Raw genomic sequence first — 25,079 nt, 5'->3', positions numbered from 1 at the left:
GGGTCGCCGTCGTGAGCTGGTCGCTGGGGAGGCCCGATGCGCCGTGCGATGACGACCGTGTGCGCCGCCCTGGTCGCGGCGGTCGTGCTGGTCGGCTGTGGGAGCTCCACGGGGCTCGACGGCGACCTCACCGACGACTGGGCGGCGTTCGCGCCCGCCGGCCCGTTCACCCCGGCCGCCGGGGTGTGCCAGGTCGCCGACTTCACCGAGGTGGTGACCCTGGCGGCGTACGCGCCGGTGGAGTGCGCGACCCCGCACCGGGTGGAGACCACGCACGTCGGCGTCTTCCCGGCCGCGCGGGCCACCGCGCCGGCCGGCGGATCGGCGGAGCTGCGCGGCGCGTTCGCCGACTGCGACGCCAAGGCCAGCGGGTACGTGGGGGACGACTGGCGGGCCGGGCGGCTCCGGCTGGCCGTGGCGGTGCCGTCGACGACCGGCTGGGCGTCGGGCGCCCGCTGGTACCGCTGCGACCTGGCCGAGGTGAGCACCGCCGAGGCGGGGGCGGTGCCGGTCGTCCGCACGGGCAGCCTCCGGGGCGCCTTGCAGGGGGCGTCGCCGCTGCGGCTGGGCTGCCAGCGCAGCCGGGGGGCCGCGACGCGCGGCGCGCAGGTGCTGACGCCGGTGGCGTGCACCGTCCGCCACGACGCCGAGTTCGTCGGGGTGTGGAAGGCCCCGGACCGGCCGTTTCCGACCCGGGACGCCGACTGGGCCCCCGTCTTCGCCGGCTGCCGTTCGGTGATCGCCCGCTACGCCGGGGTGCCGAACGACGCCGACCTGCGCTACCGCACCGGCGTGGTGATCCGCCCGCCCGGCGCGGGGCGCTGGCGGGTCGGCGACCGGGGGGTGCGCTGCTACCTGTGGCTCAGCCACCGCTCGGTGACCGCCTCGCTGAAGGGCGCCGGCCCGGCCAAGCTGCCGATCCGCAGCAAGTAGCGGCGTCGGAGGCGGCCGGATGCTCTCGTCGTGCCCCCGGCGCCCGGGATGAGCGACGTTCGGGTTGACTGTGCCCATGGACGACGCACCGACAGCCGCCCTGCCCGCCCTGCCGTCGCTGCTGGCCGCGCCCGCACCCGGCTGGGTGGAGACGACCGACGTGATCGTGGTCGGCTCCGGGGTGGCCGGGCTGACCGCCGCCCTGCACCTGCGCGAGGCGGGCCTGCACGTCACCGTGGTTACCAAGGTCAACATCGATGACGGCTCGACCCGGTGGGCGCAGGGCGGCATCGCCGCCGTGCTCGACCCGACGGACACCCCGGACGCGCACGCCACGGACACCGAGGTCGCCGGCGTCGGGCTCTGCGACCCGGCGGCCGTGCGGGTGCTGGTGCGGGAAGGGCCGCCCCGGCTGCGGGAGCTGATGCGCATCGGCGCGGAGTTCGACCGCAACCCGGACGGCTCGCTGATGCTCACCCGCGAGGGCGGCCACCGGGCGGACCGGATCGTGCACGCCGGCGGCGACGCCACCGGCGCGGAGGTGCAGCGGGCGCTGCACGCGGCGGTCCGCCGCGACCCGTGGATCCGGCTGGTCGAGCACGCCCTGGTGCTGGACCTGCTGCGCGCCCCCGGCGACGGGCCGGGCGGGCTGGGCCCGGCCTGCGGGATCACCCTGCACGTGCTCGGCGAGGGCAGCGAGGACGGCGTGGGCGCGCTGCTGGCCCGCGCGGTGGTGCTGGCCACCGGCGGGCTGGGGCAGATCTTCTCGGCCACCACCAACCCGGCGGTCTCCACCGGCGACGGGGTGGCGCTGGCCCTGCGGGCCGGCGCGGCGGTCACCGACGTGGAGTTCGTCCAGTTCCACCCGACCGCCCTGATCGTCCCGGCCGGGACCGGGGTGCCCGACGCCGGCCGCGCCCAGCAGCCGCTGGTCTCGGAGGCGCTGCGCGGCGAGGGCGCGCACCTGGTCGACGGCGACGGCAAGCGGTTCATGCTCGGCCAGCACGAGCTGGCCGAGCTGGCCCCCCGCGACGTGGTGGCCAAGGGCATCCACCGGGTGCTGCTGGCCACCGGGGCCGACCACGTGCACCTCGACGCCCGGCACCTCGGCGGGGACTTCCTCGCCGGGCGTTTCCCCACCATCGTGGCGTCCTGCCGGGCCATCGGGGTGGACCCGGCGGTCGACCTGATCCCGGTCGCCCCGGCCGCCCACTACGCCTCCGGCGGCGTCCGCACCGACCTGCGCGGCCGCACCTCCATCCCCGGCCTGTACGCCTGCGGCGAGGTGGCCTGCACCGGCGTGCACGGCGCGAACCGGCTGGCCAGCAACTCGCTGCTGGAGGGGCTGGTCTTCTCCCGTCGGATCGCCGAGGACATCGCCGCCGGCCTGCCGGAGCAGGCGCAGCCGGCGGCGACGGGGGCCTGGGTCGGCGGGGGCGGCTGGGTGGTGCCCGCCGGCTCCACGCCCGCCCTGCAGCGGGCGATGACCCGGGGGGCGGGGGTGCTCCGCTCGGCGCGGACGCTCGCCGGCACGGTGGCGACCCTCGGCGAGCTGGGCGCGGCCCGGGGCGTGCCGCGCACCGCCGACTGGGAGGCGACGAATCTGATCACCGTGGCGTCGACCCTGGTCGCCGCCGCGCAGGCCCGCCGGGAGACCCGGGGTTGCCACTGGCGGGAGGACTTCCCGACGACCGACGAGCGGTGGCGGGGCCACCTCGTCGGCGCGATCGGGGCGCAGGGCCGGTTGATTTCTGAGTGGGAGGGGCCACGATGAGGGAGACGACGCAGCGGGCGTTGCGGGACGGCGGGCTCGACCCGGCCGAGGTGCGGCGGGTGATCGTCAGCGCGTTCGCCGAGGACCTCGGGCCGGACTTCCTGGACGTCACCAGCGTCGCCACCATCCCGGCCAGCCAGACCGACACCGCCGACCTGGTCGCCCGCGCCGACGGGGTGGTGGCCGGGCTGGCCGTCGCGGCGGCCGTCTTCGAGCTGGTCGGCGAGGTGACCGGCTTCGGCACGGACGGCTCGACCGGCTTCGGCGCGGGCGACTCCGGCGAGGTGACCGGTTTCGGTACGGGCGACGGTGGGGGCGCGGCCGGCGGTGGTCGTACCGTCGAGGTGTCGCTGGTGGCCCGCGACGGGCAGCGGGTGGCCCGCGGCGACGTGCTGGCCACGGTGGCCGGGCCCACCCGCCTGCTGCTCACGGCCGAGCGGACGGCGCTGAACCTGCTCTGCCGGCTCAGCGGGGTGGCCACCCACACCCGGGCCTGGGCGGACGCGCTGGCCGGCACCAAGGCGACGGTGCTGGACACCCGCAAGACGACGCCGAGGCTGCGGGCGCTGGAGAAGTACGCGGTGCGCGTCGGCGGCGGCACGAACAAGCGGATGGGCCTGCACGACGTGGCCATGATCAAGGACAACCACAAGTTCGCGGCCGGCGGCGTCGCGGCGGCCTACCGCCGGGTCCGCCAGGTCTTCCCGGACGTGCCGGTGCAGGTGGAGGTGGACACCCTCGCCGAGGCGCTGGAGGCGGTCGAGGCCGGCGCGGACTTCCTGCTGCTGGACAACATGACCCCGGAGACGCTGGCCGAGGTGGTGGCGGCGGTGGGGGACCGGGCGGAGCTGGAGGCGACCGGCGGGTTGACCCTCGACGTGGCGGCCCGGTACGCGGCGACCGGGGTGGACTACCTGTCGGTGGGCGCGCTGACCCACTCCTCGCCGATCCTCGACGTGGCGCTCGACCTCCGGACGGGGCCGACCTCCGCCACGGGGTGAGCGGCCCGCCGCCCGGCGTCTAGGCTGCGTGCGTGCTGCTCTGCATCGACATCGGAAACACCAACACCGTGCTGGCGACCTTCGACGGCGACAAGCTGGTGCACTCCTGGCGGATCAAGACCGACGCCCTCAGCACGGCCGACGAGCTGGGGCTGATGTTCCGCGGGCTGCTGGCCGCCGACGCGGTGGAGATCACCGGGGTGGCCGCCTGCTCGACGGTGCCGGCGGCGCTGCGCTCGCTGCGGTCGATGCTGGCCCGGTACTACGCCGACCTGCCCAGCGTCATCGTCGAGCCGGGGGTGCGCACCGGGGTGCAGCTCGCGATCGACAACCCGAAGGAGGTCGGCTCCGACCGGGTGGTCAACACCCTCGCCGCGTACACCCTCTTCGGCGGGCCGTCGATCGTGGTGGACTTCGGCACCACCACCAACTTCGACGTGATCAGCGGCCGGGGGGAGTTCCTCGGTGGGGCGTTCGCGCCGGGCATCGAGATCTCCTTCGACGCCCTGGCCGCCCGCGCGGCCCAGCTGCGCAAGGTGGAGGCGACCAGGCCCCGCTCGGTGATCGGCAAGAACACCGTCGAGTGCCTGCAGTCCGGCCTGTACTTCGGCTTCGCCGGCCAGGTCGACCGGATCGTCGAGCGGATGGTCGAGGAGCTGGGCGAGGTGCGGGCGGTGATCGCCACCGGCGGCCTGGCGTCGGTGGTGATCGGCGAGTGCCGCACCATCACCCACCACGAGCCGATGATCACCCTGATCGGCCTGCGGATGGTCTACGAGCGCAACGTCTGACGGCTGCCGGTCAGCGGCGGCGGGCGCGCAGCACGAGCGTCGAGCCCGAGCTCGACGACCCGCGCGGGGGCGTCCAGGCCGTCGAGCGCCCAGCGCACCGCCTCCTGCGGACAGCGGGGACGAAACCGGTCGTACGCGGCTGCCGCCACGCCGAAGAGGAGGGCGTGCGTGGCTTCGGTCATGCCGGGCAGGTTATCCCGCAACGGGCCGCCGGGCGGCTGAGTACGCTCGGGCCTGACCCCGCCGTAGTCCCCCTCCTGAGGAAGCGTGCCGTGACCGAGCAGAACACCGTGCCAGTCGACCCCGCCGACGACCTTCCCGAGCAGATGAAGGTCCGCCGGGAGAAGCGGGACCGGATGCTCGCCGAGGGCGTCGAGCCCTACCCGGTGGGCTTCCCCCGCACCGCCGCCCTGGCGGAGCTGCGCGAGAAGTACGCCGAGCTGCCCACCGACACCGCCACCGGCGACCGGGTCTCGGTCACCGGCCGGGTGATCTTCGTACGGAACACCGGGAAGCTCTGCTTCGCCACCCTGCGCGACGGCGACGGCACCGAGTTGCAGGCCATGCTCTCCCTGGACCGGGTGGGCGCGCAGCGGCTGGAGGACTGGAAGCGCCTGGTCGACCTGGGCGACCTCGTCGGGGTCACCGGCGAGGTGATCACCAGCCGGCGCGGCGAGCTGTCGGTGCTGGCCGAGCAGTGGGCGGTCACCGCCAAGGCGTTGCGCCCGCTGCCGGTGGCGCACAAGCCGCTCAGCGAGGAGGCGCGGGTCCGCCAGCGGTACGTCGACCTGATCGTCCGCCCGCAGGCCCGCCAGATGGTACGCACCCGGGCTGCGGCCGTGCGCAGCCTCCGTGACGCACTGCACCAGCAGGACTACATCGAGGTGGAGACCCCGATGCTCCAGTTGCTGCACGGCGGCGCGGCGGCCCGGCCATTCGTGACCCACAGCAATGCGTTGAGCACCGATCTGTATCTGCGAATCGCGCCGGAACTGTTTCTGAAGCGGGCCGTGGTCGGCGGCGTCGAGCGGGTCTTCGAGATCAACCGCAACTTCCGTAATGAAGGTGTCGACTCTTCGCACTCGCCGGAGTTCGCGATGCTGGAGGCGTACCAGGCGTACGGGGACTACGACACCATGGCCGCGCTCACCCGGAATCTGGTGCAGCGGGCGGCGATCGCGGTCGGTGGGTCGACCGTGGTGACGCACGCGGATGGCCGGGAGTTCGATCTGGGCGGCGAGTGGCGCTCCGTCACGCTCTTCGGGGTGCTTTCCGAGGCGCTCGGCGAGGAGGTCACGGTCCGCACCGGCCGGGCCCGCCTGGTCGAGTACGCCGACAAGGTCGGCCTGGCCGTGGACCCGAAGTGGGGTCCGGGTAAGTTGGCCGAGGAGCTGTTCGAGGAGCTCGTGGTGCCGGGGCTGGACGCGCCGACCTTCGTCCGGGACTACCCGGAGGAGACCAGCCCGCTGACCCGGGCGCATCGCAGCGAGCCGGGTCTGGCCGAGAAGTGGGACCTCTATGTCCTCGGCTTCGAGCTGGCCACCGCGTACTCGGAGCTGGTGGACCCGGTGGTGCAGCGGGAACGCCTGGTGGCCCAGGCGCAGCTCGGCGCGCGGGGCGACGACGAGGCGATGCGGCTGGACGAGGACTTCCTCCGGGCGATGGAGTACGGAATGCCGCCCGCCGGAGGCATGGGAATGGGAATCGACCGCCTCCTGATGGCGCTCACGGGGCTGGGAATTCGGGAAACCATCCTCTTCCCGTTGGTCCGACCCGAGTAGCCGCCCCCCACCCTACGGGACCCGGATACCTCGTCCTATTGACGTGACAAGCGTCGGGCGGGTTATTGTGCTGTCAGTTTGCAGGAACACCCTGCTCGAAAGGAATGTGGGACGTGGCCAAGCAGATCATTCACAAGCTGGTCGATGACCTGGACGGCGGGGACGCTGACGAGACCGTCAAGTTCGCGCTCGACGGTGTTCAGTACGAGATCGACCTCTCGAAGGCGAACGCCGAGAAATTGCGTCAGGCTTTCGCGCGGTACGTCGATGCGGGCACGAAGGTGGGCCGGGGCGGCGTCGTGGTCGGCGGTCGGGCCGCGCGCGGTCGCGGCGGCGCCACCGCCGACCGGGAGCAGAACAAGGCGATCCGGCGGTGGGCCAAGAACGCGGGCAAGGACATCTCCGACCGGGGGCGTATCCCGCAGGAGATCGTCGACGAGTTCCACGCCACGCGCTGACCGCCCCGCGCTCCGACGCTGACCCGCCGACTGTCGGCGGGCGCGGAAGGGGCCGTGGGACGGACCGGACACGGGGGAGCCGGGCGACATCGACGCCGGGCCGGAGGATCTCTCCGGCCCGGCGTCGCCGCGTCTCGTGCCCCCGGTGCGGCTCGGCTCGGCGGTGCGGCCCGGCGGCTCGGCCCGGCTCGGCTCGGCGGTGCGGCCCGGCTCGGCTCGGCGGTGCGGCTCGGCCCGGCGGTGCGGCCCGGCCCGGCGGTCAGCGGTGAATTCTCGGGTGCCCGGGAAGAACCGGACAGCCGGGGGCGTTGTCCACAACCGGTGGAGAACTTGTCCACAACCTGTGGACAACCGTCCGATCGCCCGGCGGGGAGGGCCCGGCAAGCCCCGGCGCAGGGCCTCAGGGGCCTGCGGAGCAGGCTTTTGCGGGTGCCCGAATTTCGCTCTGCGCGTACACGCGCGGGTGCCGGAACACCCCCTGAGCGCGGATGGTTGGCAAAAACGACGCGTACCGGGCTCCCGTCGAGGACACACGACCTCAGCGGAGTCGGTCGGCGACGATAGAGTAAGGAGGCACGGACGCCCATCCCGGACGTCCGCGCACCGGCCCCGCCGCGATCTGACCATCAAGGCGCACGGCACGTGAGGAGCACGAGGGCATGTTCGAGCGGTTCACCGACCGAGCGCGACGGGTTGTCGTCCTGGCCCAAGAAGAGGCCCGGATGCTCAACCACAACTACATCGGTACGGAGCACATCCTGCTGGGCCTGATCCACGAGGGCGAGGGCGTCGCGGCGAAGGCCCTGGAGAGTCTGGGCATCTCGCTGGAGGGTGTGCGTCAGCAGGTCGAGGAGATCATCGGCCAGGGCCAGCAGGCGCCGAGCGGGCACATCCCGTTCACGCCGCGGGCCAAGAAGGTCCTGGAGCTGTCGCTGCGCGAGGCGCTGCAGCTCGGCCACAACTACATCGGCACCGAGCACATCCTGCTGGGCCTGATCCGCGAGGGCGAGGGCGTCGCCGCCCAGGTCCTGGTGAAGCTCGGCGCGGACCTGAACCGGGTCCGCCAGCAGGTCATCCAGCTCCTCTCCGGCTACCAGGGCAAGGAGCCGGCCGCCGCCGGAGCCACCCCGGGTGAGGCCGCGCCGTCGACCAGCCTGGTGCTGGACCAGTTCGGCCGGAACCTGACCCAGGCCGCCCGCGAGGGCAAGCTCGACCCGGTCATCGGGCGCGAGAAGGAGATCGAGCGGGTCATGCAGGTGCTGTCCCGCCGCACCAAGAACAACCCGGTCCTGATCGGTGAGCCCGGCGTCGGCAAGACCGCCGTGGTGGAGGGCCTCTCCCAGAAGATCATCAAGGGCGAGGTGCCCGAGACGCTGAAGGACAAGCAGCTCTACACCCTCGACCTGGGCGCGCTGGTCGCCGGCTCCCGTTACCGCGGTGACTTCGAGGAGCGCCTGAAGAAGGTCCTCAAGGAGATCCGCACCCGCGGCGACATCATCCTGTTCATCGACGAGATCCACACCCTGGTGGGTGCGGGCGCGGCCGAGGGCGCGATCGACGCGGCGAGCATCCTCAAGCCGATGCTGGCCCGTGGCGAGCTGCAGACCATCGGTGCCACCACGCTCGACGAGTACCGCAAGCACCTGGAGAAGGACGCCGCCCTGGAGCGCCGGTTCCAGCCGATCCAGGTGGGTGAGCCGTCGCTGGCCCACACCATCGAGATCCTCAAGGGCCTGCGCGACCGGTACGAGGCGCACCACCGGGTGAGCATCACCGACGCCGCGCTGGTGGCCGCCGCGACCCTGGCCGACCGGTACATCTCCGACCGCTTCCTGCCGGACAAGGCGATCGACCTGATCGACGAGGCCGGCGCGCGGATGCGAATCCGCCGGATGACCGCGCCGCCAGACCTGCGTGACTTCGACGAGCGGATCGCCCAGGTCCGCCGCGACAAGGAGTCCGCGATCGACGCGCAGGACTTCGAGCGGGCCGCGCAGCTGCGCGACAAGGAGAAGCAGCTGCTGGGCCAGAAGGCGCAGCGGGAGAAGGAGTGGAAGGCCGGCGACCTGGACGTCGTGTCCGAGGTCGACGACGAGCAGATCGCCGAGGTCCTCGGCAACTGGACCGGCATCCCGGTCTACAAGCTGACCGAGGAGGAGACCTCCCGGCTGCTGCGCATGGAAGACGAGCTGCACAAGCGCGTCATCGGCCAGGAGGACGCGGTCAAGGCCGTGTCGAAGGCCATCCGGCGCACCCGGGCCGGCCTGAAGGACCCGAAGCGCCCGTCGGGCTCGTTCATCTTCGCCGGCCCGTCCGGCGTGGGTAAGACCGAGCTCTCCAAGGCCCTCGCCGAGTTCCTGTTCGGCTCCGAGGACGCCCTGATCCAGCTCGACATGTCGGAGTTCCACGACCGGTACACGGTGTCCCGCCTGGTCGGTGCCCCTCCCGGTTACGTCGGCTACGACGAGGGCGGGCAGCTGACCGAGAAGGTGCGGCGTCGGCCGTTCTCGGTGGTGCTCTTCGACGAGATCGAGAAGGCCCACCCGGACGTCTTCAACACCCTGCTCCAGATCCTGGAGGACGGGCGGCTGACCGACGGCCAGGGCCGGATCGTGGACTTCAAGAACACGGTGATCATCCTGACCACCAACCTGGGCACCCGGGACGTCGCCAAGGCGGTGTCGATGGGCTTCCAGGCGTCGGAGGACTCCGAGTCCAACTACGACCGGATGAAGCAGAAGGTCAACGACGAGCTGAAGCAGCACTTCCGGCCCGAGTTCCTCAACCGGATCGACGACACGATCGTCTTCCACCAGCTGCGTCAGACCGAGATCCTGTCGATCGTGGACATCATGATCGCCCGGATCGAGGGTCAGCTGCGCAACCGGGACATGGGGCTGGAGCTGACCGACAACGCCAAGAAGTACCTGGCGGCCAAGGGCTTCGACCCGGTCCTCGGGGCGCGTCCGCTGCGTCGCACGATCCAGCGCGACATCGAGGACAACCTCTCCGAGCGGATCCTCTTCAACGAGCTGACCGCGGGTCAGATCGTCGTGGTGGACTGCGAGGGCAACCCGGACGACATCGACAAGTCCAAGCTCGTCTTCCGGGGCGCCGACCGGCCGGAGGCCGTGCCGGACGCCGTCCCCGCCGACCTGGGCGGCACCGCCGCAGCCGGCGCCGACGAGTAGGACGAAGCGGTAACGGGCGACGACAGCAGTAACGGGCGACGGCCCCGGTCGGCGAAAGCCACCGGGGCCGTCGCCTTTCCTGCGCCCGCCGGGCGAGGGCCGCCCTTACCCACCCACCCGACCGGCCCCATGACGCCCCCCGCCCGCCTCACCCGGAGAGGATCGGCTAGATCTTGGGCAAATGGCCCCTCCAGGGGCCGGAAATCTTCCAAGACCTAGCCGAACGTCGATCTTTAAGATCAACACGATGTGCGGCACGTTGTGCATTCCCGTGTCCGGGATGCCGCGATGTGCCGCACATCGAGTTGATCAGCGCCCGGCGAGGGCCGTGCGGGGGCGAGTAGGCCGTGCGGGGCCGAGCAGGCCGTGGGGGCAGTGTGGGGCCGAGTAGCGCGGCGGGGTTGATCAGGCCAGTGCCGGGGCGGTGGGGCCGTCCCCGGCCAGGCGGAACGACGCCTCGCCCACCGGCTCCACCAGCCCGTCGGTGACCAGCCCGGCCAGGGCGCGGGAGCGCTGCACGTCGTCGGTCCAGACCTGGTCCAGCCGCTGGTGCGGCACCGGCCCCGTGCTCTCCCGCAGCACCGCCAGCAACAGCCCTCGGACCTGACGGTCGGTGCCGGCGTACCGCTGGGGTCGGCGGGTCGGCCCGGCCGGCGCGGTCCGCCCGGACGCCCGCCAGGCGCACACGGACTCGACCGGGCACGCCGGGCAGCGCGGCGAGCGGGCGGTGCAGACCATCGCGCCCAGCTCCATGAAGGCGGCGCTGGCCAGCGCGGCGGCGGCCGGCTCCGCCGGCAGTAGTTCCTCGGTGGCCACCAGGTCGGCGGGGCGGGTGGCCGGCCCGGCATCGGGTTCTCCGGCGATCGCCCGGCAGACCACCCGGCGCACGTTGGTGTCCACCACCGGGTGCCGCTGCCCGTAGGCGAACGCGGCCACCGCTCGGGCCGTGTACGTGCCCACCCCGGGCAGCGCCAGCAACTGCTCCAGCTTGTCCGGCACCGCGCCGCCGTGTCGTTCGACGATCGCCACCGCGCAGTCGCGCAGCCGTACCGCCCGGCGGGGGTAGCCGAGCCGCCCCCACATCCGGATCGCCTCGGCGGGCGAGTCGTCGGCCAGCGCGGCGGGCGTCGGCCACCGGGTCAGCCACGCCTGCCAGGCGGGCAGCACCCGCACCACGGGCGTCTGCTGGAGCATGACCTCGCTGACCAGGATCGCCCACGCGCCCACGCCGGGTACGCGCCAGGGCAGCTCTCGGGCGTTCTCCTCGTACCACCGGCTGACCAGGGTGGCGAAAGTGGGCTCAGACATCGCGTCGCCGATCATGTCACGGGCCGCCTTCCCGCTGGGTGGGCGGGCCGGGGCTGCCGGCGCGGGGCGGGACCCGACGGGGCAGAATGCCCGGATGAACGAGCTAGCGATCACCGTCATCGGCCCGGACCGGCCCGGCATCGTGGCAGACGTCGCCGAGGTGCTCAACGGGCTCGGCGCGAACCTGACCGACTCCACCATGACCCGGCTGCGGGGGCACTTCGCGATGACCCTGATCTGCGTCGGCCCGGCCGCCGCCGAGGTCGAGGCCGCGTTGGCCCCGCTCGCCGCCGACGGCCAGCTCCTGGCCACCGTACGCGCGGTCACCCCCGAGGACGGGGCGACCGTGCCGGCCGGGGAGCCGTACGTGCTGGCGGTGCACGGCGCGGACCGGATGGGCATCGTCGCGGCGATGACCCGGGTGCTCATCGACGCGGGCGGCAACCTCACCGACCTGAGTACCCGGCTGACCGGCGACTTCTACGTGGTGGTGGCCGAGGTGGAGCTGCCGGCGGGGCGCTCCGACGAGGTGGCCGGCCGGTTGATGCGTACCGCTGCGGAGCTGGGTGTCGGGGTCAGCCTCCGCCCGGCGGACCCGGACCTGCTGTGACGGCCGGCCACGCCGATCTGGCCGGCTGGACCCCTGAGGCGCTGGCGGTGCCCGGCCGGGTGCGCCCGGTGGTCTGCGCCCCGGATCCGGTGCTCAGCCGGCCGGGAGCGGCGGTGGATCCGACCGCCGAGGAGGTGGTCCGGCTCGCCGCCGACCTGGTGGCCACCATGCGGGTCTCGCCGGGCTGCGTGGGGCTCGCCGCGCCGCAGGTCGGGGTGAGTGCCCAGGTCTTCGCGGTGGACGTCACCGGGCACCCGAAGGCGATCACCGTGCACGGGGTCTTCGTGCTCTGCAACGCCCAGGTGGTGGAGGCGACCCGGTGGAAGGCCGGCCGGGAGGGCTGCATGTCGGTGCCCGACCTGACCGGCGACGTCAAGCGGGCCAGCCGGTTGGTCGTCGAGGGGGTACTGCCGGGGACCGGCGCGCCGGTGCGGCTGGTCACCGACGGGTTCGAGGCGCGGGCGTTGCAACACGAGATCGACCACTGCGCCGGGCTGATCTTCCTGGACCGGGTGGCCGGCGCGCACGCGATCTACCAGCGCAAGGTGTACCTGTGAGCCGGGCGGGGCATCGTCGCGGCCGTAACAGCCTTCGTCCGGGGCCGTGAGCGGGCCGGGCCGATGGCTGTCGTGAGTGGAGGGTGGTGGCGGTGAGCCCAGGGCGGCCCGGCGCGTCGCGCCGGACGAGGGCGCGTCGCGCCGTTACGGTGGGAGCATCATGCGTCTGACGGTCGGCCCCCTGCCACCCGCCGTGTACTGGCGGCGTCGCGTCGCCGTGCTGGGAGCGGGGCTTCTCTTCCTGATTGTCCTGCTCTATTCCTGCAATGGTGCGAACGACAACGGCTCGACGCCGCAGTCGGGGGCGACCCCGACCGCGACGGCGGGACCGGGCGTCGGCGGCTCACCCGGGGCACCGGCCCCGAGCGGCTCGGTCTTCTCCCCGCAGACGGCGAGCCCGCAGACCGGCACCCCGCCGGGTGGCGGCGCGGAGGGCTCCGGTGGCGATTCGGGCGCGTCCGGCTCGCCGGCCGCTCCGGACGGCCCGGTCAATCCGGCCGGCAACGACGGCCCCGTCGCCCCGGCCGGCCCCGGCGTCGACGACGGGACGTGCACCAACGCGGAGATCTCGGTGACGCCGGTGGTCTCGCCGACGTCGGTCTCCCCGGAGACCGGGGTCAGTCTCCAGTTGAAGATCAAGAACAGGTCGAACCGCACCTGCAGCCGGGACGTCGGCGCGGACGTCCAAGAGCTGTTCGTGAAGTCGGGCGCGGAGAAGATCTGGTCCTCCGACACCTGCGGCAACGTCAAGGGCTCCGACGTGCAGTCGTTCACCCCGGGCTTCGAGCGGTCGTACCAGGTGGACTGGAACGGCCGCGACAGCAGCCAGTGCAAGGACGGGGCCGCCGCCGGCCCGTTCCCCCGCTCCGGGACGTACCAGGTGTTCGGGCGGCTCGACACCAAGCTCAGCGCGCCGGCGAAGCTCACCATCACCGGCTGAGCCGGCCGACCCACCCGGAAGATCCCCGGCCGACGCCCGGCCGGGGATCGGCCGTGGCGCCCCGCACCGGCCGTAAACGGAGCATCCAACGGATCAGACGTAGCGTTCCAGGATGGAAGCCTCGGCGAGCCGGGACAGCCCCTCCCGCACACCCCGGGCCCGGGCGTCGCCGACGCCCTCCACGGCCTGCAGGTCCTCCACGGTGGCCCCGAGCAGCCGCTGGAGGCTGCCGAAGTGCAGCACCAGCCGGTCGACGATCGCCACCGGCAGCCGGGGGACCTTAGCCAGCAACCGGAAGCCCCGAGGGCTGACCGCGGCGTCCAGCGCGTCGGTGGCGGCCGGGTAGCCGATCGCCTTGGCCACCGCGACCAGGTCGATCAGCTCGGTGGCGCCGAGCAGGTCCAGCTCGACCAGGGCCTCGTCCAGGGTGCGGGGCTTGCGCCCGGCGGGGAGGTAGTCCCGGATGACCAGGGTGCGGTCGGCGTCCACACCGGCCATCAGCTCGTCGAGTTGCAGGGCGAGCAGCCGGCCGTCGGTGCCCAACTCCACCACGTATCCGGCGATCTCGTCGGCGATCCGACGGACCATCTCCAGCCGCTGCACCACCGCCACGGCGTCCCGGACCGTGACCAGGTCCTCGATCTCCAGGGCGGAGAGGGTGCCGGAGACCTCGTCGAGGCGCAGCTTGTAGCGCTCCAACGTGGCCAGGGCCTGGTTGGCGCGGGACAGGATGGCCGCCGAGTCGTCCAGCACGTGCCGCTGGCCGTTGACGTAGAGGCTGATGATCCGCATCGACTGGCTGACCGAGATGACCGGGTAGCCCGTCTGCCGGCCCACCCGCTCGGCGGTGCGGTGCCGGGTGCCGGACTCCTCGGTGGGAATCGACGGGTCCGGCATCAGGTGCACGGCCGCCCGGACGATCCGGGTGCCGTCGCTGGAGAGGACGACCGCCCCGTCCATCTTGCACAGCTCGCGGACCCGGGTCGCGGAGAACTCCACGTCCAGCGGGAAACCGCCGGTGCAGAGCCCCTCGACCACCTTGTCGTAGCCGAGGACGATGAGCGCGCCCGTGCGGCCGCGCAGGATCCGTTCCAGACCGTCGCGGAGCGCGGTGCCCGGCGCCATGAGGGCGAGGTTGGCCCGTAGCGGGTCGCCGCTCGCGCCGCTGACACTCCCGGTCACGGTGACGCTGATCGGGCGGGCGGGCGAGCCCACGGGGCCGGTGCGGACGTGGGGTGTGGCGCCGGCTGTCCTGCTGGCGTCGCGATCGTTCGGCACCCGCACAGTCTACGGACTGACGTGCGGTGGGTGCTGTCGTGGTTACTGTGATGTGTCGCCATGCCCGTCGGCCGCCCTCTCATCCCACCTGCCGCGCTTGTCCTGAAACGCGCGGTCGGCGCCGCCCGCGTGGCCACCGCCGGTCACTCCGCGGATGCGCGGGCGACGGCCTGGAGGGCCGAACGGACGTCGGTGACCTCGATCACCCGCATGTTCTCCGGGCCGGCACCGGCGCTCTCCGGCCCGCAGCCGGACGGCACGAGCGCCACCCGGAACCCGAGCCGGGCCGCCTCGGCCAGCCGGCGCGGCACCGCGCCGACCCGGCGCACCTCGCCGGTCAGCCCCACCTCGCCGATCGCCACCAGGTGCGGGTTGATGGCGAGGTTGAGCCCGCCGGAGGCCACCGCGAGGGCGACCGCGAGGTCGGCCGCCGGCTCCACCACCCGGATGCCGCCGACCGTGGCGGCGAAGACCTCCTTGTCGTGCAGGGTCAGCCGCTCGGCGCGGCGTTGCAGCACCGCCAGCACCATCGCCAACCGGGCCCCGTCGAGCCCCGACACCGTCCGCCGGGGGGAACCCGCGACCGTCGCGCCGATCAGCGCCTGGACCTCGGTGACCAGGGCCCGCCGCCCCTCCATCGCGACCGTGACGCAGGTGCCCGGCACGGGCTCCGAGTATCGGGTGAGGAAGAGCCCGGACGGGTCGGCGAGGCTGCTGATCCCGCCCTCGTGCATCTCGAAGCAGCCGACCTCGTCGGCGGCGCCGAAGCGGTTCTTCACGCCGCGCACCATCCGCAGCGAGGAGTGCTTGTCGCCCTCGAAGTAGAGCACCACGTCGACCAGGTGCTCCAGCACCCGGGGGCCGGCCACCTGGCCGTCCTTCGTGACGTGGCCGACCAGGACGGTGGCCACGCCGCGCTCCTTGGCGATGGTGACCAGCGCGGCGGTCACCGCCCGGACCTGGGTCACCCCGCCGGGCACCCCCTCGGTGCCGGGGGTGGAGATGGTCTGCACCGAGTCGAGCACCAGCAGCCCCGGCTTGACCGCGTCGAGGTGGCCGAGGACCGCGCCCAGGTCGCTCTCGGCGGCCAGCCAGAGCTGGTCGTGCAGGGCACCCATCCGCTCGGCGCGCAGCCGCACCTGGCTGACCGACTCCTCCCCGCTGACCACCAGGGACGGGCTGCCGGCGGTGGCCGCCCACTGCTGGGCGACGTCGAGCAGCAGGGTGGACTTGCCGACGCCCGGCTCGCCGGCCAGCAGCACCACCGCGCCGGGCACCAGGCCGCCGCCGAGCACCCGGTCCAGCTCGCTCACGCCGGTGGGGCGGGCCCGCGCCGGAGCGGCGCTGATGGTGGCGATCGGGCGGGCCGGCTCGGCGGGCATCCGGGAGCTGACGACCCGGCCGGAGACGATCGGGCCGGTCACCGTGGACTCGACGACCGAGCCCCACTCGCCGCACTCCGGGCAGCGCCCCACCCACTTCGGAGGCTGGTGGCCGCAGGCGTCGCACTGGTAGGCCGGACGGGGCTCGCGGGTGGCCCGGCCGGTGCCGCGCGAGGTCGCTCGGGAGGGCGTCGATCGGGGGGTCGTCACACGGGAACGTTAGTCCCCCCGTACGACGAGACACCGCCGGCGTGGCGGGTGCCACGCCGGCGGTGTCGTCGACGGTCGGTGGTGCGGAGGGTCAGTCGCCGTGACCCTCGTCGGCGGCGGTGCCACCCTCTTCGTCGCCGTGCCCGCCCTCGCGCTCGATGATCGGGGAGGGCTGCGGCAGCGGGGTCAGCGGGACGCCGATCGGAGCCGCGGTCTCGATGACCTTGCCGTTGCCGAAGTCGAAGACCAGGTTGACCTGCTCGCCGACGCGCAGCGCCGCGTTGAGGCCGACGAGCTGGAGGGCGCGCTCGCCGGAGACGTTGAGCTGCACGTAGCTCAGGGCCGGGATCTCGATTCGGGCCGGCTCTCCGGCCGGGCCCGGCGGGGTCGCCGAGGCGGACGGGCTGCCCGGCGCGCCCTCGGAGGGCGGCATCGAGCCACTCGCACCCGGGCTGGGGCTGCCGGAGGGCGACGCGCTGCCGGACGGCGACGCGCTGCCGGAGGGCGACGCGCTGCCGGAGGGCGACGCGCTCTCGGACGGAGACTCGCTGGTCGACGGGGAGGCGCTGCCCGACGGCGAGGCGGTCGACCCGCCGGCGCCGGTGATCACGATATTCCGCGCGCCGGTGGTGGTGACGGTCAGCGTCACCGGGCTGCGCGTGTCGTTGTAGACCACGGTGTTGACGGTGGCGTTCGCGCCGGCCTGGTAGCCCTCGACACCCGGGTGCTCGACGTAGAGGCCGCGCACCTTGTAGGCGTTGTCCGGGGTCTGGCTGTTGACGCCCAGGATCGACGGCTCCTTGTTGGCGGTCTCGGCCACCTGGCCGGCGCCGCAGCCGGTCACCAGCAGACCGGTCGTCGCCGCCACGCCGGACAGCAGCAGGGCCGCCCGCCGGGAACCCCTGATCGAGCGCGTCACGTCGGTCCTCCTCGTCACGATCCCCACCCGGTCGTCGCCGGGCACGGTGGCCATACCCGCGCAGACCGGCTTCAGGGTAGTTGGGGGTGATCGGGACCCGCACGCCGACCCGGTAGCACCACCTTCCAGGGGAAGGGTTCAGCCGACCCGGCCGTTCGCCACCAGCAGCACCACGTCGATCAGCGCCACCAGCAGCACCGCCCGGAACGCGGCCGTGCCCCGGCGGGCACCCCGGCCGGCGTACCAGGTCACCGGTGGCACCACGGCGGCGGTCGCGACGGCCGACAACCCGGCCCACGACGGCGGGCCGGGCGGGCCGACGACCAGGGTGATCGTCGCCGCGAGCAGCAGCGCGGCGGCGGCCACCCGGCTGCCGGCCGCGCCGAGCCGGTGCGGCAGCCCGTGGACCCCCGTCCGGGCGTCGTCGGCCAGGTCGGGCAGCACGTTGGCGAAGTGCGCCCCGGCCCCGAGCAGGGCGGCGGCGGCCACCAGCCAGACCGGCGGGGCGGGCGCGCCGGGCAGCGCCAGCACCACGAAGGCGGGCAGCGCGCCGAAGGAGACCGCGTACGGCAGCACCGAGACCGGCGTCGACTTCAGCGGCCAGTTGTAGAGCAGCGCGGAGACCAGGGCGACGATCGCCCAGAACGCCGCCGCCCGGTTGGTCGCCGCCGCCGCGAGCCCGACCGTGGCCAGGGCCGCCCCCCACGCCGCCAGGCCCACCGCCCGCGCGCTCACCGCGCCGGCGGCGACCGGCTTGTCGGCACGCCCCACCAGGGCGTCCCGCTCGGCGTCGCGGTGGTCGTTGGACCAGCCGACCGCGAGTTGGCTGGCGAGCACCGTCCCCGCCACCACGGCGATGCCGGCCGAGCGGTGCCCCACGCCCCAGGCGAGCAGCCCGGCGACCACGGTCACCGCCGCCGCCGGCTCCGGATGACTCGCCCTGACCAGCCCAGACACGCTCGTCGACATGGGTGAAGTCTGGCCGTTACCGCCCGGTCGTGCCACGCTCGGTGCCATGCGTGACGGTTCGTCTCCGGTGTCCGACCGGCCCCGCCTGCTGCCCCCCAACGATCCCCGTCAGTACGACGACCTGGTCGACGAGTGGTGGGACCCCGACGGGGCGTTCGCCATGCTGCACTGGCTGGCCCGGGCCCGGGGCGCCCTGGTGCCCCCGGCGGCCCGGCCCGACGCCGTCCTGGTCGACCTGGGCTGCGGCGCCGGGCTGCTCGCCCCGCACCTGGCCGGCAAGGGCTACCGGCACGTCGGCGTGGACCTCACCCGCTCGGCCCTGGCCCAGGCCGCCGCGCACGGGGTACGGCCGGTCCACGCCGACGCCACCGCCGTGCCGCTGGCCGACGGCTGCGCCGACGTGGTGGCCGCCGGCGAGGTGTTGGAGCACGTGCCCGACTGGCGGCACACCGTGGCCGAGGCGTGCCGGCTGCTCCGCCCGGGCGGGCTGCTGGTCCTGGACACGCTCAACGACACCGCGCTGAGCCGGCTGGTCGCGGTCGAGATCGGCGAACGGCTGCCGACGGTGCCCCGGGGCATCCACGATCCCCGGCTCTTCGTCGACCACCGCGAGCTGGTCGCCGAGTGCGCCCGGCACGGCGTGGACCTGCGGGTCCGGGGCGTCCGGCCGGAGCTGCGGGGCACGCTGGGCTGGCTGCTGCGCCGGATCCGGGCGCGGCGCGGTCCACAGCCGACGACGGGCGGGCCGCCGCCGCGGATCAGGCCGACCTGGTCGACGGCGGTGCTGTACCAGGGGCGTGGGGTCCGCCGGGGGTAGCCGGCCCAGGGTGGGGGTAAAGGGGATGCCGGAGGGGTCGGCGGGCGGGCAGCTCCGTCCGACCGTGGGGCGGCCCCCCGGACCGCGATGGCGCGGCTTCTCGTTGGTGAGCGTGAGGAAGACGATCGGGGTGGTCGCGACGGTGGCGACCCGGTGACGACGTGATGGTTCGCGGACGAGAGGTGGGAACGTGGCCGTACCGGTGATCGCGGGCATGGGGACGGCGCAGCCGCCCGATGCCGCGCAGGACGAGCTCTGGCAGAATTTCTTCGCTCGCCACTACACCGGCCGGAGCCGGGCGCTGGCGGAGCGGATCTTCGCCAACTCGGGGGTCGTCCGGCGGCAGGCGGCGGTCAACCCGCTGCTGGAGGACGTCTCGGAGTGGTCGACCGAGCGCCGGCTGCGCCGCTACCAGGTCGAGGCGCTGCCGCTGGGCAAGGAGGCGATCGAGCGGGCGCTCACCGCCGCCGGGCTGGACGCCCGCGACGTCGGCCTCTTCGTCGTCTGCTCGTGCACCGGGTACGCCACCCCCGGGCTGGACATCCTGCTCGCCCGGGACCTGGGCATGGCCCCCGACACACAGCGGATGTTCGTCGGCCACATGGGCTGCTACGCCGCACTGCCGGGCCTCGGCGCGGCCGGCGACTTCGTCACCGCCCGGCAGCGTCCCGCGCTGCTGCTCTGCGCCGAGCTGACCAGCCTGCACATCCAGCCGGCCACGGCCCGACTGGACGCCCAGCAGATCGTCTCCCACGCGCTCTTCTCGGACGCCGCCGTCGCCGCCGTGGTCGTCCCCGACGGCCGGGGGTACGCGCTGCGCGAGGTCACCTCGGTGACGGATTCCTCCACGGCAGACCACATGACCTGGGACGTCACCGACACCGGCTTCCGGATGGGGCTGTCGCCGAAGGTGCCGCAGGTGCTCTCCGTGCACGTGCGGAGGCTGGTCGAGGAGCTGCTGGCCCGGCACGGCGGCCGGCTCTCCGAGCTGGACGGCTGGGCGGTGCACCCGGGCGGCCCGCGCATCCTCGACGTGGTGGAGCGCGAGTTGGCCCTGCCGCCGCAGGCGCTGGACGCGTCCCGCGCCACCCTCGGTGAGCAGGGCAACTGCTCCTCGGCGACGGTGCTGCTGATCCTGGACCGACTGCGGCGGGCGGAGCGGCCACCCGATCGGGTGGTGATGCTCGCGTTCGGACCGGGCCTGACCCTCTACGCGGCGCTGCTCGAGCGGGTCTGATCCGCCCTGCCGCGCTGCTGGACCGGGTCGCCTGATCCGGTCCCGCTGGCTACCCTCATCGCATGGGCGGTGACCTGACCGACCGGCTCCGGGGCGGAGCGCTCGCCACGCTGACCGTGCTCGTGGTGGCCGCAGGCGTCGCGTGGTGGCGGGCCGAGGCCCCGACGACCAGCCCGCCGGGCGGCCCCTCCGGCGCGTCCGCCGTGCTCTCCCGGGTCCCCTCCGATGGCTCCACGACGACGTCGCCGGGGCGCTCGGGCGGGCCCGGGGTGGCCTCCGGCGGCCCCACCGCCGGGTCACCGTGGGCCGGCCGGCGGCTGCGGGCATCGCCCGGCCCGGTCGCCTGGATGGTGGCCGAGGTCGACCCCCGCACCGGCAGGGTGATCGCCAGGCCCGGGGTGGGCGCGCGTGCCCCCCGCGTCGGGATCCCCAGCGGCCGGCCGGTGGAGCCGAGCCGCACGCTCTGGCGAGACGACCGATTGACGCTGCGCCCCGGTCTGCCGCCGCAGCGCCGCGTGGTGACGCCCGCCGGGGCCCGGCCGCACCTGCTCGAATACCGGTGCGCCGGCCGGGGGCAAGTGCTGCTCGTCTCCGTCCACTGGGGCCGCACCGAGAGCCGCCGCGCGCCCTGCGACGGCACGGCGGCGGTGCTGTTCCTGTCCGGCAGGGACGGTCCCATCCGGATCGAGTTCTCCGCCCCCGGAGGCGGCCCGGCGATCGTCGCCACCCACCTGACGACCGTGCCGTTCTAACCCCACCCCCACCCCCACCCCCCCCCGCGCCCCCACCCCCCCACCCCCCACCCCCCACCCCCCACTCGCCGCTGCGCGGCGCGGCCCGCGACCGGCTCGGGTTGATCAAGAGGTTTGCGTCAAATTCGGTGTCTCAGCTGACGTAAACCTCTTGATCACCGTGACCGGGTTGATCACCGTGACCGGGGAGGGGCGGGTGGGGTCAGGAGCCGAGGCGGGCCAGGTCGGTGCGGTAGTCCTCGGCGGAGCGCAGCTCGGGCACCACCCGCAGCAGCACGCCGGTGCGGTCGACCAGGAGCGCGGTCGCCGTGCCGGGGTGGGGCAGCAATCGCAGGAAGGCGCGCAGGCCGCCGCCCGGGTCGGCGAGCGGTCGTACGACCGCGCCGGAGGGCCCCGGGGTGGCGCGCGGGGCGCGGGTGTCGGCGACGGTGACCACGGTGACGCCGGGGGGCGCGAGCGCGGCGGCCTCGGTCACGTGATCGGCGCAGGGGCAGGCGTCCACCAGGACGATCATCGCGGGGAGCAGCCCGCGCAGCGACACGGTCGCGTTCCCGGCGTCGACCAGCTCCAGGGCCGGCAGCGGCCGGCCGGTCAGGTCGGTCGGCGTGGAGCGGGGCAGGACGGTGGACTGGTCGCCGGGGCGGGGGGAGCGGGGCCAGGTGACGGCGAAGAGGCCGGCGAGGGTGGTGAGCAACGCCACCAGCAGCACCAGCAGGGGCAGGCGCAGCGACGGGCGGCCGTCCGGCCGACGGGCCTCGGCGAGGCGTCGCCACCGGCCGCCAGGGCCGGCCCTCCGGCGGAGCTCCCGGCGAACCCGCGCGGCCTCCTCGGCCAGCGCGGACGCGTCGTCGGGCACCACCACCCGGCCCCACTCGGGGGGTAGGCCGGAGAGCCCCTCGGTGGGGCCGGGACCGTCGGCGTCGGACATGGACATCGGACCCCCTCGAACCGTCTCGGCGCGTGGACAGCCGCTCGTCCCAGCGTCCCCCGCCGGCCCCCCGTACCGCTACACCCCGGCGCGGATGGCGCGCTCGGGCTACCATGGGAGGAGCGCATCGCCCGAGAAATCCACGCTCCTACCGCCCGTCCCGGGCTGTCATACAACCATCACGGAGCGTGTTCGGACCATCGGTTTGGCCGCCTGTCAAGCTGAAGAAATGCCTCTCACAGGGCCCCTGAGCTGCGCCAACGGTCAGGACAGCGGTGAGACATCGGTGCCTGAGCGTGTTACCCTAGACACAGCGAAAGGGGTTTCGAACCTATGGTTTTCAGTGTCGGCGAGACCGTTGTTTACCCCCACCACGGGGCCGCACTCATCGAGGCAATCGAGACTCGGGTCATCAAGGGCGAGCCCAGGGAATACCTCGTCCTGCGGGTCGCGCAGGGTGACCTGACGGTCCGGGTGCCCGCCGAGAACGCCGAGATCGTGGGCGTGCGCGAGGTGGTCGGCGAAGAGGGCCTCGGCAAGGTCTTCGACGTCCTCCGGGCTCCGCACACCGAGGAGCCGACCAACTGGTCGCGGCGTTACAAGGCGAATCTGGAGAAGCTGGCCTCCGGCAACCCGCTGAAGGTGGCCGAGGTCGTCCGCGACCTGTGGCGTCGGGAGCGGGAGCGGGGCCTGTCGGCGGGCGAGAAGCGCATGCTCGCCAAGGCCCGTGACATTCTCGTCGGCGAGGTCGCGCTGGCCGAGAAGAGCACCAAGGACGAGGCGGAGACGCTGCTCGACAAGGTGCTGACCGAGGCATAGTCGGCACGGCACTCCTCACTCCGTAGCGAAGAAACCCGAGGACCGCGACATGACCGCGCAGCTCAATCCGCGCGGTGACGTCGCGGTCCTCGTGCCTGCGGCCGGTGCCGGGGTCCGCCTCGGTCCGGGCGCCCCCAAGGCCCTGCGCCTGCTGGCCGGCGAGCCGCTGCTCGTGCACGCGGTGCGCCGGATCGCCGCCGCCGGCTCCGTGCACACCATCGTGGTGGCGGCCCCGCCCGGCGAGGTCGCGGCGGTCCGCCAACTCCTCGCCCCGGTCGCCACGGTGCTGGTCGTCCCCGGCGGGGCGGAACGCCAGGCGTCGGTGGCCGCCGCGCTCGCCGCCGTCCCGCCCGGCCCGGAGATCGTCCTGGTGCACGACGCGGCCCGCGCGTTGACCCCGCCGGAGCTGGTCGAGTCGGTGGCCGACGCGGTGCGCTCCGGGCACGACGCGGTGATCCCCGTCCTGCCGCTGGTCGACACGATCAAGGAGGTCGGGCCCGGCGAGGTGGTGCTCGGCACGGTCGACCGCTCCGCGCTGCGCGCCGTGCAGACCCCGCAGGGCTTCCGCCGGTCGGTTTTGACCGCCGCCCACGCGGCGGCCGGTGACCCGCTCACCGACGACGCCGGCCTGGTCGAGAAGCAGGGCGTGCCGGTGGTCTGCGTCCCCGGCTCCGAGTACGCCCTGAAGGTGACCCGCCCGTTCGACCTGGCGCTGGCCGAGCATCTGCTGGCCGGCGGCGCGTGACGCGTACCCTCGGCGCATGATCGTTCCTCGGGTGGCCATCGGCACCGACGTGCACGCCTTCGCGGCCGGGCGGCCGTGCTGGGTGGCCGGCCTGCTCTGGCCCGACCAGGACGGCCTGGCCGGGCACTCCGACGCCGACGTGGCCGCGCACGCCGCCTGCAACGCGCTGCTCTCCGCCGCCGGCCTGGGTGACCTCGGGTCCAACTTCGGGGTGGCCGAGCCGCAGTGGTCGGGCGCGTCGGGGGTGACGCTGCTCACCGAGACCGCCCGCCGGGTCCGGGCCGCCGGCTTCCAGATCGGCAACGTGTCGGTGCAGGTCGTCGGCAACCGGCCGAAGATCGGGCCGCGCCGGGCCGAGGCCGAGGCGGTCCTCTCCGCGGCGATCGACGCCCCCGTGACCGTCTCCGCCGCCACCACCGACGGCCTGGGCTTCACCGGGCGCGGCGAGGGGCTCACCGGCATCGCGGTCGCCCTGGTTTACCCGGCCGACGCCGCCTAGGCCCCGCCGATGTCCGACGACGCCACCGCCGAGGGCTACCTGCAACGCGCGCACCTGCTGGCCGACCTCGGCCGGTACGACGAGGCCGCGGGCGAGGTCGGCTTCGCGCTCGCCCTGGAATCGGCGAACGCCGCCGCGCTGACCACGTTGGGCCGGGTGCACCTCGCCGCCGGGCGGCCCGCCGAGGCCCGCGCCGCCGCCGACGCGGCCCTGGCCGTCGCCCCGGACGCCGTCGGCCCGCTGGTGGTACGCGGGCTGGCGCTGACCGACCTGCGGGAGTACGCCGACGCGGCCCGCGTCGCCGACCGACTGCTCGCGGTCGGCCCCGCCGACGCGTACGCACAGCGCAGCGCCGCCGCGATCCTCTCCGGCTCCCGGGGCGGGCAGCCGGCGCTGAACGCGGCCTGGCGGGGCGTGGAGCTGGCCCCGGAGGAGGCCCAGGGGCACCTCGTCCTCGCCCTGGTCGCCGCCCGCCTGCGCCTGTACGACCTGGCCGAGCGGGCGTACCGGGAGGCGCTGCGGCTCGACCCGGAGCTGGAGCGGGCCGGCGACGAGCCGGGGATCGTCCGGCTGGAGCGGCGGCGCTACGCCGAGGCGCTGGCGGAGCTGGCCGAGGACGTCCCGCTCGCCCCCACGCCGGCCGACGAGGGCCGGGGCGGCACCGATCCGCGCGGGCTCGGCGGCGGCCTGGGCCGGGGCGACGGCGACCCGCGCGGGAACGACGTCGACCCCGGTCGGGGCGAGGGCGACCCGCGCCGCAGCGTCACCGACGAGCTGCGCCGCCTGGTGCTGTACGGGGCGGGCTGGTCGCTCGCGGGCACCGTGCTGGTGGCGGTCGGGGCGGCGTCCGGCGGGCCCGGCCCGTCCCGGTTCCTGGCGGTGCTGGTGGCGGTGAGCGGGGCGCTGGTGGGCTGGCTGTTGGCGGCGCGGGTGCCGGGGCTCACCCGGACCGTCCTGCCGGAGCTGCTGCGCTCGGACCGGACGCTGGCCCTGGCGGTGTACGCGGTGGCCGCCGCGCCGGCGCTGTTGCTGCTCTATGCCGTGGTGGGGACGCCGTGGCCGCTGGTCCTGGCGATCGTGGTGGCGGCGGTGGCGGAGCTGGCGGTCTTCACCCGCACGGTGCGCTGAGCAACGGCCCGCCGCCGCACGGTGCGCTGGGCGCGCGTCGCACGAAACGTTG

At 74.3% G+C, this 25,079-nt stretch carries 24 protein-coding genes; 17 read left to right on the top strand and 7 right to left on the bottom strand.

The genetic code is table 11. The features are described 5' to 3' along the window. Positions 1-48: 48 nt before the first annotated feature. The 4 genes from ACLQ2V_RS03410 (at position 49) to ACLQ2V_RS03395 (ending at position 4,499) form a co-directional block, all read left to right on the top strand. Complete coding sequence (locus ACLQ2V_RS03410; protein ID WP_425716831.1) at positions 49-933, top strand: septum formation family protein; 885 nt, start codon at positions 49-51, stop codon at positions 931-933. Positions 934-1,009: 76 nt separating this feature from the next. After that, on the top strand, positions 1,010-2,707 hold the full coding sequence (locus tag ACLQ2V_RS03405) for an L-aspartate oxidase (RefSeq protein WP_425716830.1): 1,698 nt from the start codon (positions 1,010-1,012) through the stop codon (positions 2,705-2,707). Then, positions 2,704-3,708: a carboxylating nicotinate-nucleotide diphosphorylase gene (nadC, locus tag ACLQ2V_RS03400; protein WP_425716829.1), complete on the top strand. Its 1,005-nt coding sequence runs from the start codon at positions 2,704-2,706 to the stop codon at positions 3,706-3,708. Before ACLQ2V_RS03405 ends, nadC begins: the two co-directional genes overlap by 4 nt. 32 nt (positions 3,709-3,740) lie before the next feature. After that, positions 3,741-4,499, top strand: a complete 759-nt coding sequence (locus ACLQ2V_RS03395) for a type III pantothenate kinase (protein ID WP_425716828.1) — start codon at positions 3,741-3,743, stop codon at positions 4,497-4,499. Here ACLQ2V_RS03395 and ACLQ2V_RS03390 read toward each other — a convergent pair. Beyond that, entirely contained in the window at positions 4,481-4,681 is a 201-nt protein-coding gene (locus tag ACLQ2V_RS03390; protein WP_425716827.1) for a hypothetical protein, read from the bottom strand. The genes ACLQ2V_RS03395 and ACLQ2V_RS03390 overlap by 19 nt on opposite strands. 90 nt (positions 4,682-4,771) lie before the next feature. On the opposite strand from ACLQ2V_RS03390, the gene lysS reads away from it, so the two are divergent. From lysS to ACLQ2V_RS03375, 3 genes are all read left to right on the top strand, one after another. Continuing rightward, on the top strand, positions 4,772-6,280 hold the full coding sequence (gene lysS, locus ACLQ2V_RS03385; RefSeq protein ID WP_425716826.1) for a lysine--tRNA ligase: 1,509 nt from the start codon (positions 4,772-4,774) through the stop codon (positions 6,278-6,280). Positions 6,281-6,393: 113 nt separating this feature from the next. Next, positions 6,394-6,738, top strand: a complete 345-nt coding sequence (locus ACLQ2V_RS03380) for a histone-like nucleoid-structuring protein Lsr2 (protein ID WP_425716825.1) — start codon at positions 6,394-6,396, stop codon at positions 6,736-6,738. Positions 6,739-7,397: 659 nt separating this feature from the next. Then, on the top strand, positions 7,398-9,929 hold the full coding sequence (locus tag ACLQ2V_RS03375; RefSeq protein ID WP_425716824.1) for an ATP-dependent Clp protease ATP-binding subunit: 2,532 nt from the start codon (positions 7,398-7,400) through the stop codon (positions 9,927-9,929). Positions 9,930-10,334: 405 nt separating this feature from the next. Here the strand turns inward: ACLQ2V_RS03375 and ACLQ2V_RS03370 are convergent, their stop codons facing one another. After that, positions 10,335-11,237 (bottom strand): A/G-specific adenine glycosylase, encoded by a 903-nt coding sequence (locus ACLQ2V_RS03370; RefSeq protein ID WP_425716823.1) that lies wholly within the window; start codon positions 11,235-11,237, stop codon positions 10,335-10,337. Between the two features lie 94 nt (positions 11,238-11,331). On the opposite strand from ACLQ2V_RS03370, the gene ACLQ2V_RS03365 reads away from it, so the two are divergent. From ACLQ2V_RS03365 to ACLQ2V_RS03355, 3 genes are all read left to right on the top strand, one after another. Further along, positions 11,332-11,847, top strand: coding sequence for a glycine cleavage system protein R (locus tag ACLQ2V_RS03365; RefSeq protein ID WP_425716822.1), 516 nt, complete (start codon positions 11,332-11,334; stop codon positions 11,845-11,847). Further along, positions 11,844-12,404, top strand: coding sequence for a peptide deformylase (locus ACLQ2V_RS03360; RefSeq protein WP_425716821.1), 561 nt, complete (start codon positions 11,844-11,846; stop codon positions 12,402-12,404). Before ACLQ2V_RS03365 ends, ACLQ2V_RS03360 begins: the two co-directional genes overlap by 4 nt. 160 nt (positions 12,405-12,564) lie before the next feature. Then, a complete protein-coding gene (locus tag ACLQ2V_RS03355) occupies positions 12,565-13,344 on the top strand; it encodes a hypothetical protein (protein ID WP_425716820.1) in 780 nt (259 codons plus the stop codon). 93 nt (positions 13,345-13,437) lie between these two features. Here ACLQ2V_RS03355 and disA read toward each other — a convergent pair whose 3' ends face one another. From disA to ACLQ2V_RS03335, 4 genes are all read right to left on the bottom strand, one after another. Further along, positions 13,438-14,622 (bottom strand): DNA integrity scanning diadenylate cyclase DisA, encoded by a 1,185-nt coding sequence (gene disA, locus ACLQ2V_RS03350; RefSeq protein ID WP_425716819.1) that lies wholly within the window; start codon positions 14,620-14,622, stop codon positions 13,438-13,440. A gap of 143 nt (positions 14,623-14,765) precedes the next feature. After that, positions 14,766-16,214 (bottom strand): DNA repair protein RadA, encoded by a 1,449-nt coding sequence (radA, locus tag ACLQ2V_RS03345; protein WP_425716818.1) that lies wholly within the window; start codon positions 16,212-16,214, stop codon positions 14,766-14,768. 91 nt (positions 16,215-16,305) lie between these two features. Further along, on the bottom strand, positions 16,306-17,133 hold the full coding sequence (locus tag ACLQ2V_RS03340; protein WP_425716817.1) for a hypothetical protein: 828 nt from the start codon (positions 17,131-17,133) through the stop codon (positions 16,306-16,308). A gap of 138 nt (positions 17,134-17,271) precedes the next feature. Further along, the gene (locus ACLQ2V_RS03335) at positions 17,272-18,150 is read right to left on the bottom strand and encodes a UbiA family prenyltransferase (protein ID WP_425716816.1); all 879 of its coding nucleotides are present in this window, start codon (positions 18,148-18,150) and stop codon (positions 17,272-17,274) included. On the opposite strand from ACLQ2V_RS03335, the gene ACLQ2V_RS03330 reads away from it, so the two are divergent. From ACLQ2V_RS03330 to ACLQ2V_RS03320, 3 genes are all read left to right on the top strand, one after another. Then, complete coding sequence (locus ACLQ2V_RS03330) at positions 18,149-18,919, top strand: methyltransferase domain-containing protein (protein WP_425716815.1); 771 nt, start codon at positions 18,149-18,151, stop codon at positions 18,917-18,919. The two genes, ACLQ2V_RS03335 and ACLQ2V_RS03330, sit on opposite strands and share 2 nt — an antisense overlap. Positions 18,920-19,109: 190 nt before the next feature. Continuing rightward, positions 19,110-20,156 carry a type III polyketide synthase gene (locus tag ACLQ2V_RS03325; RefSeq protein WP_425716814.1) on the top strand — a complete coding sequence of 349 codons (1,047 nt, stop codon included), beginning with the start codon at positions 19,110-19,112 and terminating at the stop codon, positions 20,154-20,156. 62 nt (positions 20,157-20,218) lie between these two features. Further along, the gene (locus tag ACLQ2V_RS03320; protein WP_425716813.1) at positions 20,219-20,908 is read left to right on the top strand and encodes a hypothetical protein; all 690 of its coding nucleotides are present in this window, start codon (positions 20,219-20,221) and stop codon (positions 20,906-20,908) included. Between the two features lie 202 nt (positions 20,909-21,110). Here ACLQ2V_RS03320 and ACLQ2V_RS03315 read toward each other — a convergent pair whose 3' ends face one another. After that, a complete protein-coding gene (locus ACLQ2V_RS03315; protein ID WP_425716812.1) occupies positions 21,111-21,842 on the bottom strand; it encodes a hypothetical protein in 732 nt (243 codons plus the stop codon). A 327-nt stretch (positions 21,843-22,169) separates the two neighbouring features. Here ACLQ2V_RS03315 and ACLQ2V_RS03310 point away from each other — a divergent pair, with 327 nt between their 5' ends. The 4 genes from ACLQ2V_RS03310 to ACLQ2V_RS03295 are packed head-to-tail and all read left to right on the top strand — an operon-like array spanning position 22,170 to position 25,027. Further along, positions 22,170-22,655 carry a CarD family transcriptional regulator gene (locus tag ACLQ2V_RS03310; RefSeq protein WP_013288937.1) on the top strand — a complete coding sequence of 162 codons (486 nt, stop codon included), beginning with the start codon at positions 22,170-22,172 and terminating at the stop codon, positions 22,653-22,655. Positions 22,656-22,704: 49 nt separating this feature from the next. Beyond that, positions 22,705-23,400, top strand: a complete 696-nt coding sequence (gene ispD, locus ACLQ2V_RS03305; RefSeq protein ID WP_425716811.1) for a 2-C-methyl-D-erythritol 4-phosphate cytidylyltransferase — start codon at positions 22,705-22,707, stop codon at positions 23,398-23,400. 16 nt (positions 23,401-23,416) lie between these two features. Continuing rightward, positions 23,417-23,899: a 2-C-methyl-D-erythritol 2,4-cyclodiphosphate synthase gene (gene ispF / locus ACLQ2V_RS03300; RefSeq protein WP_425716810.1), complete on the top strand. Its 483-nt coding sequence runs from the start codon at positions 23,417-23,419 to the stop codon at positions 23,897-23,899. 9 nt (positions 23,900-23,908) lie between these two features. Further along, positions 23,909-25,027, top strand: coding sequence for a tetratricopeptide repeat protein (locus ACLQ2V_RS03295; RefSeq protein ID WP_425716809.1), 1,119 nt, complete (start codon positions 23,909-23,911; stop codon positions 25,025-25,027). Positions 25,028-25,079 lie beyond the last annotated feature (52 nt).

The sequence above is a fragment of the Micromonospora sp. DT233 genome, assembly GCF_049841815.1.
Taxonomy (GTDB): Bacteria; Actinomycetota; Actinomycetes; order Mycobacteriales; family Micromonosporaceae; genus Micromonospora.
Note: the sequence above shows the minus strand (reverse complement) of the source record. Positions and strands in the feature narration are given on the sequence as shown.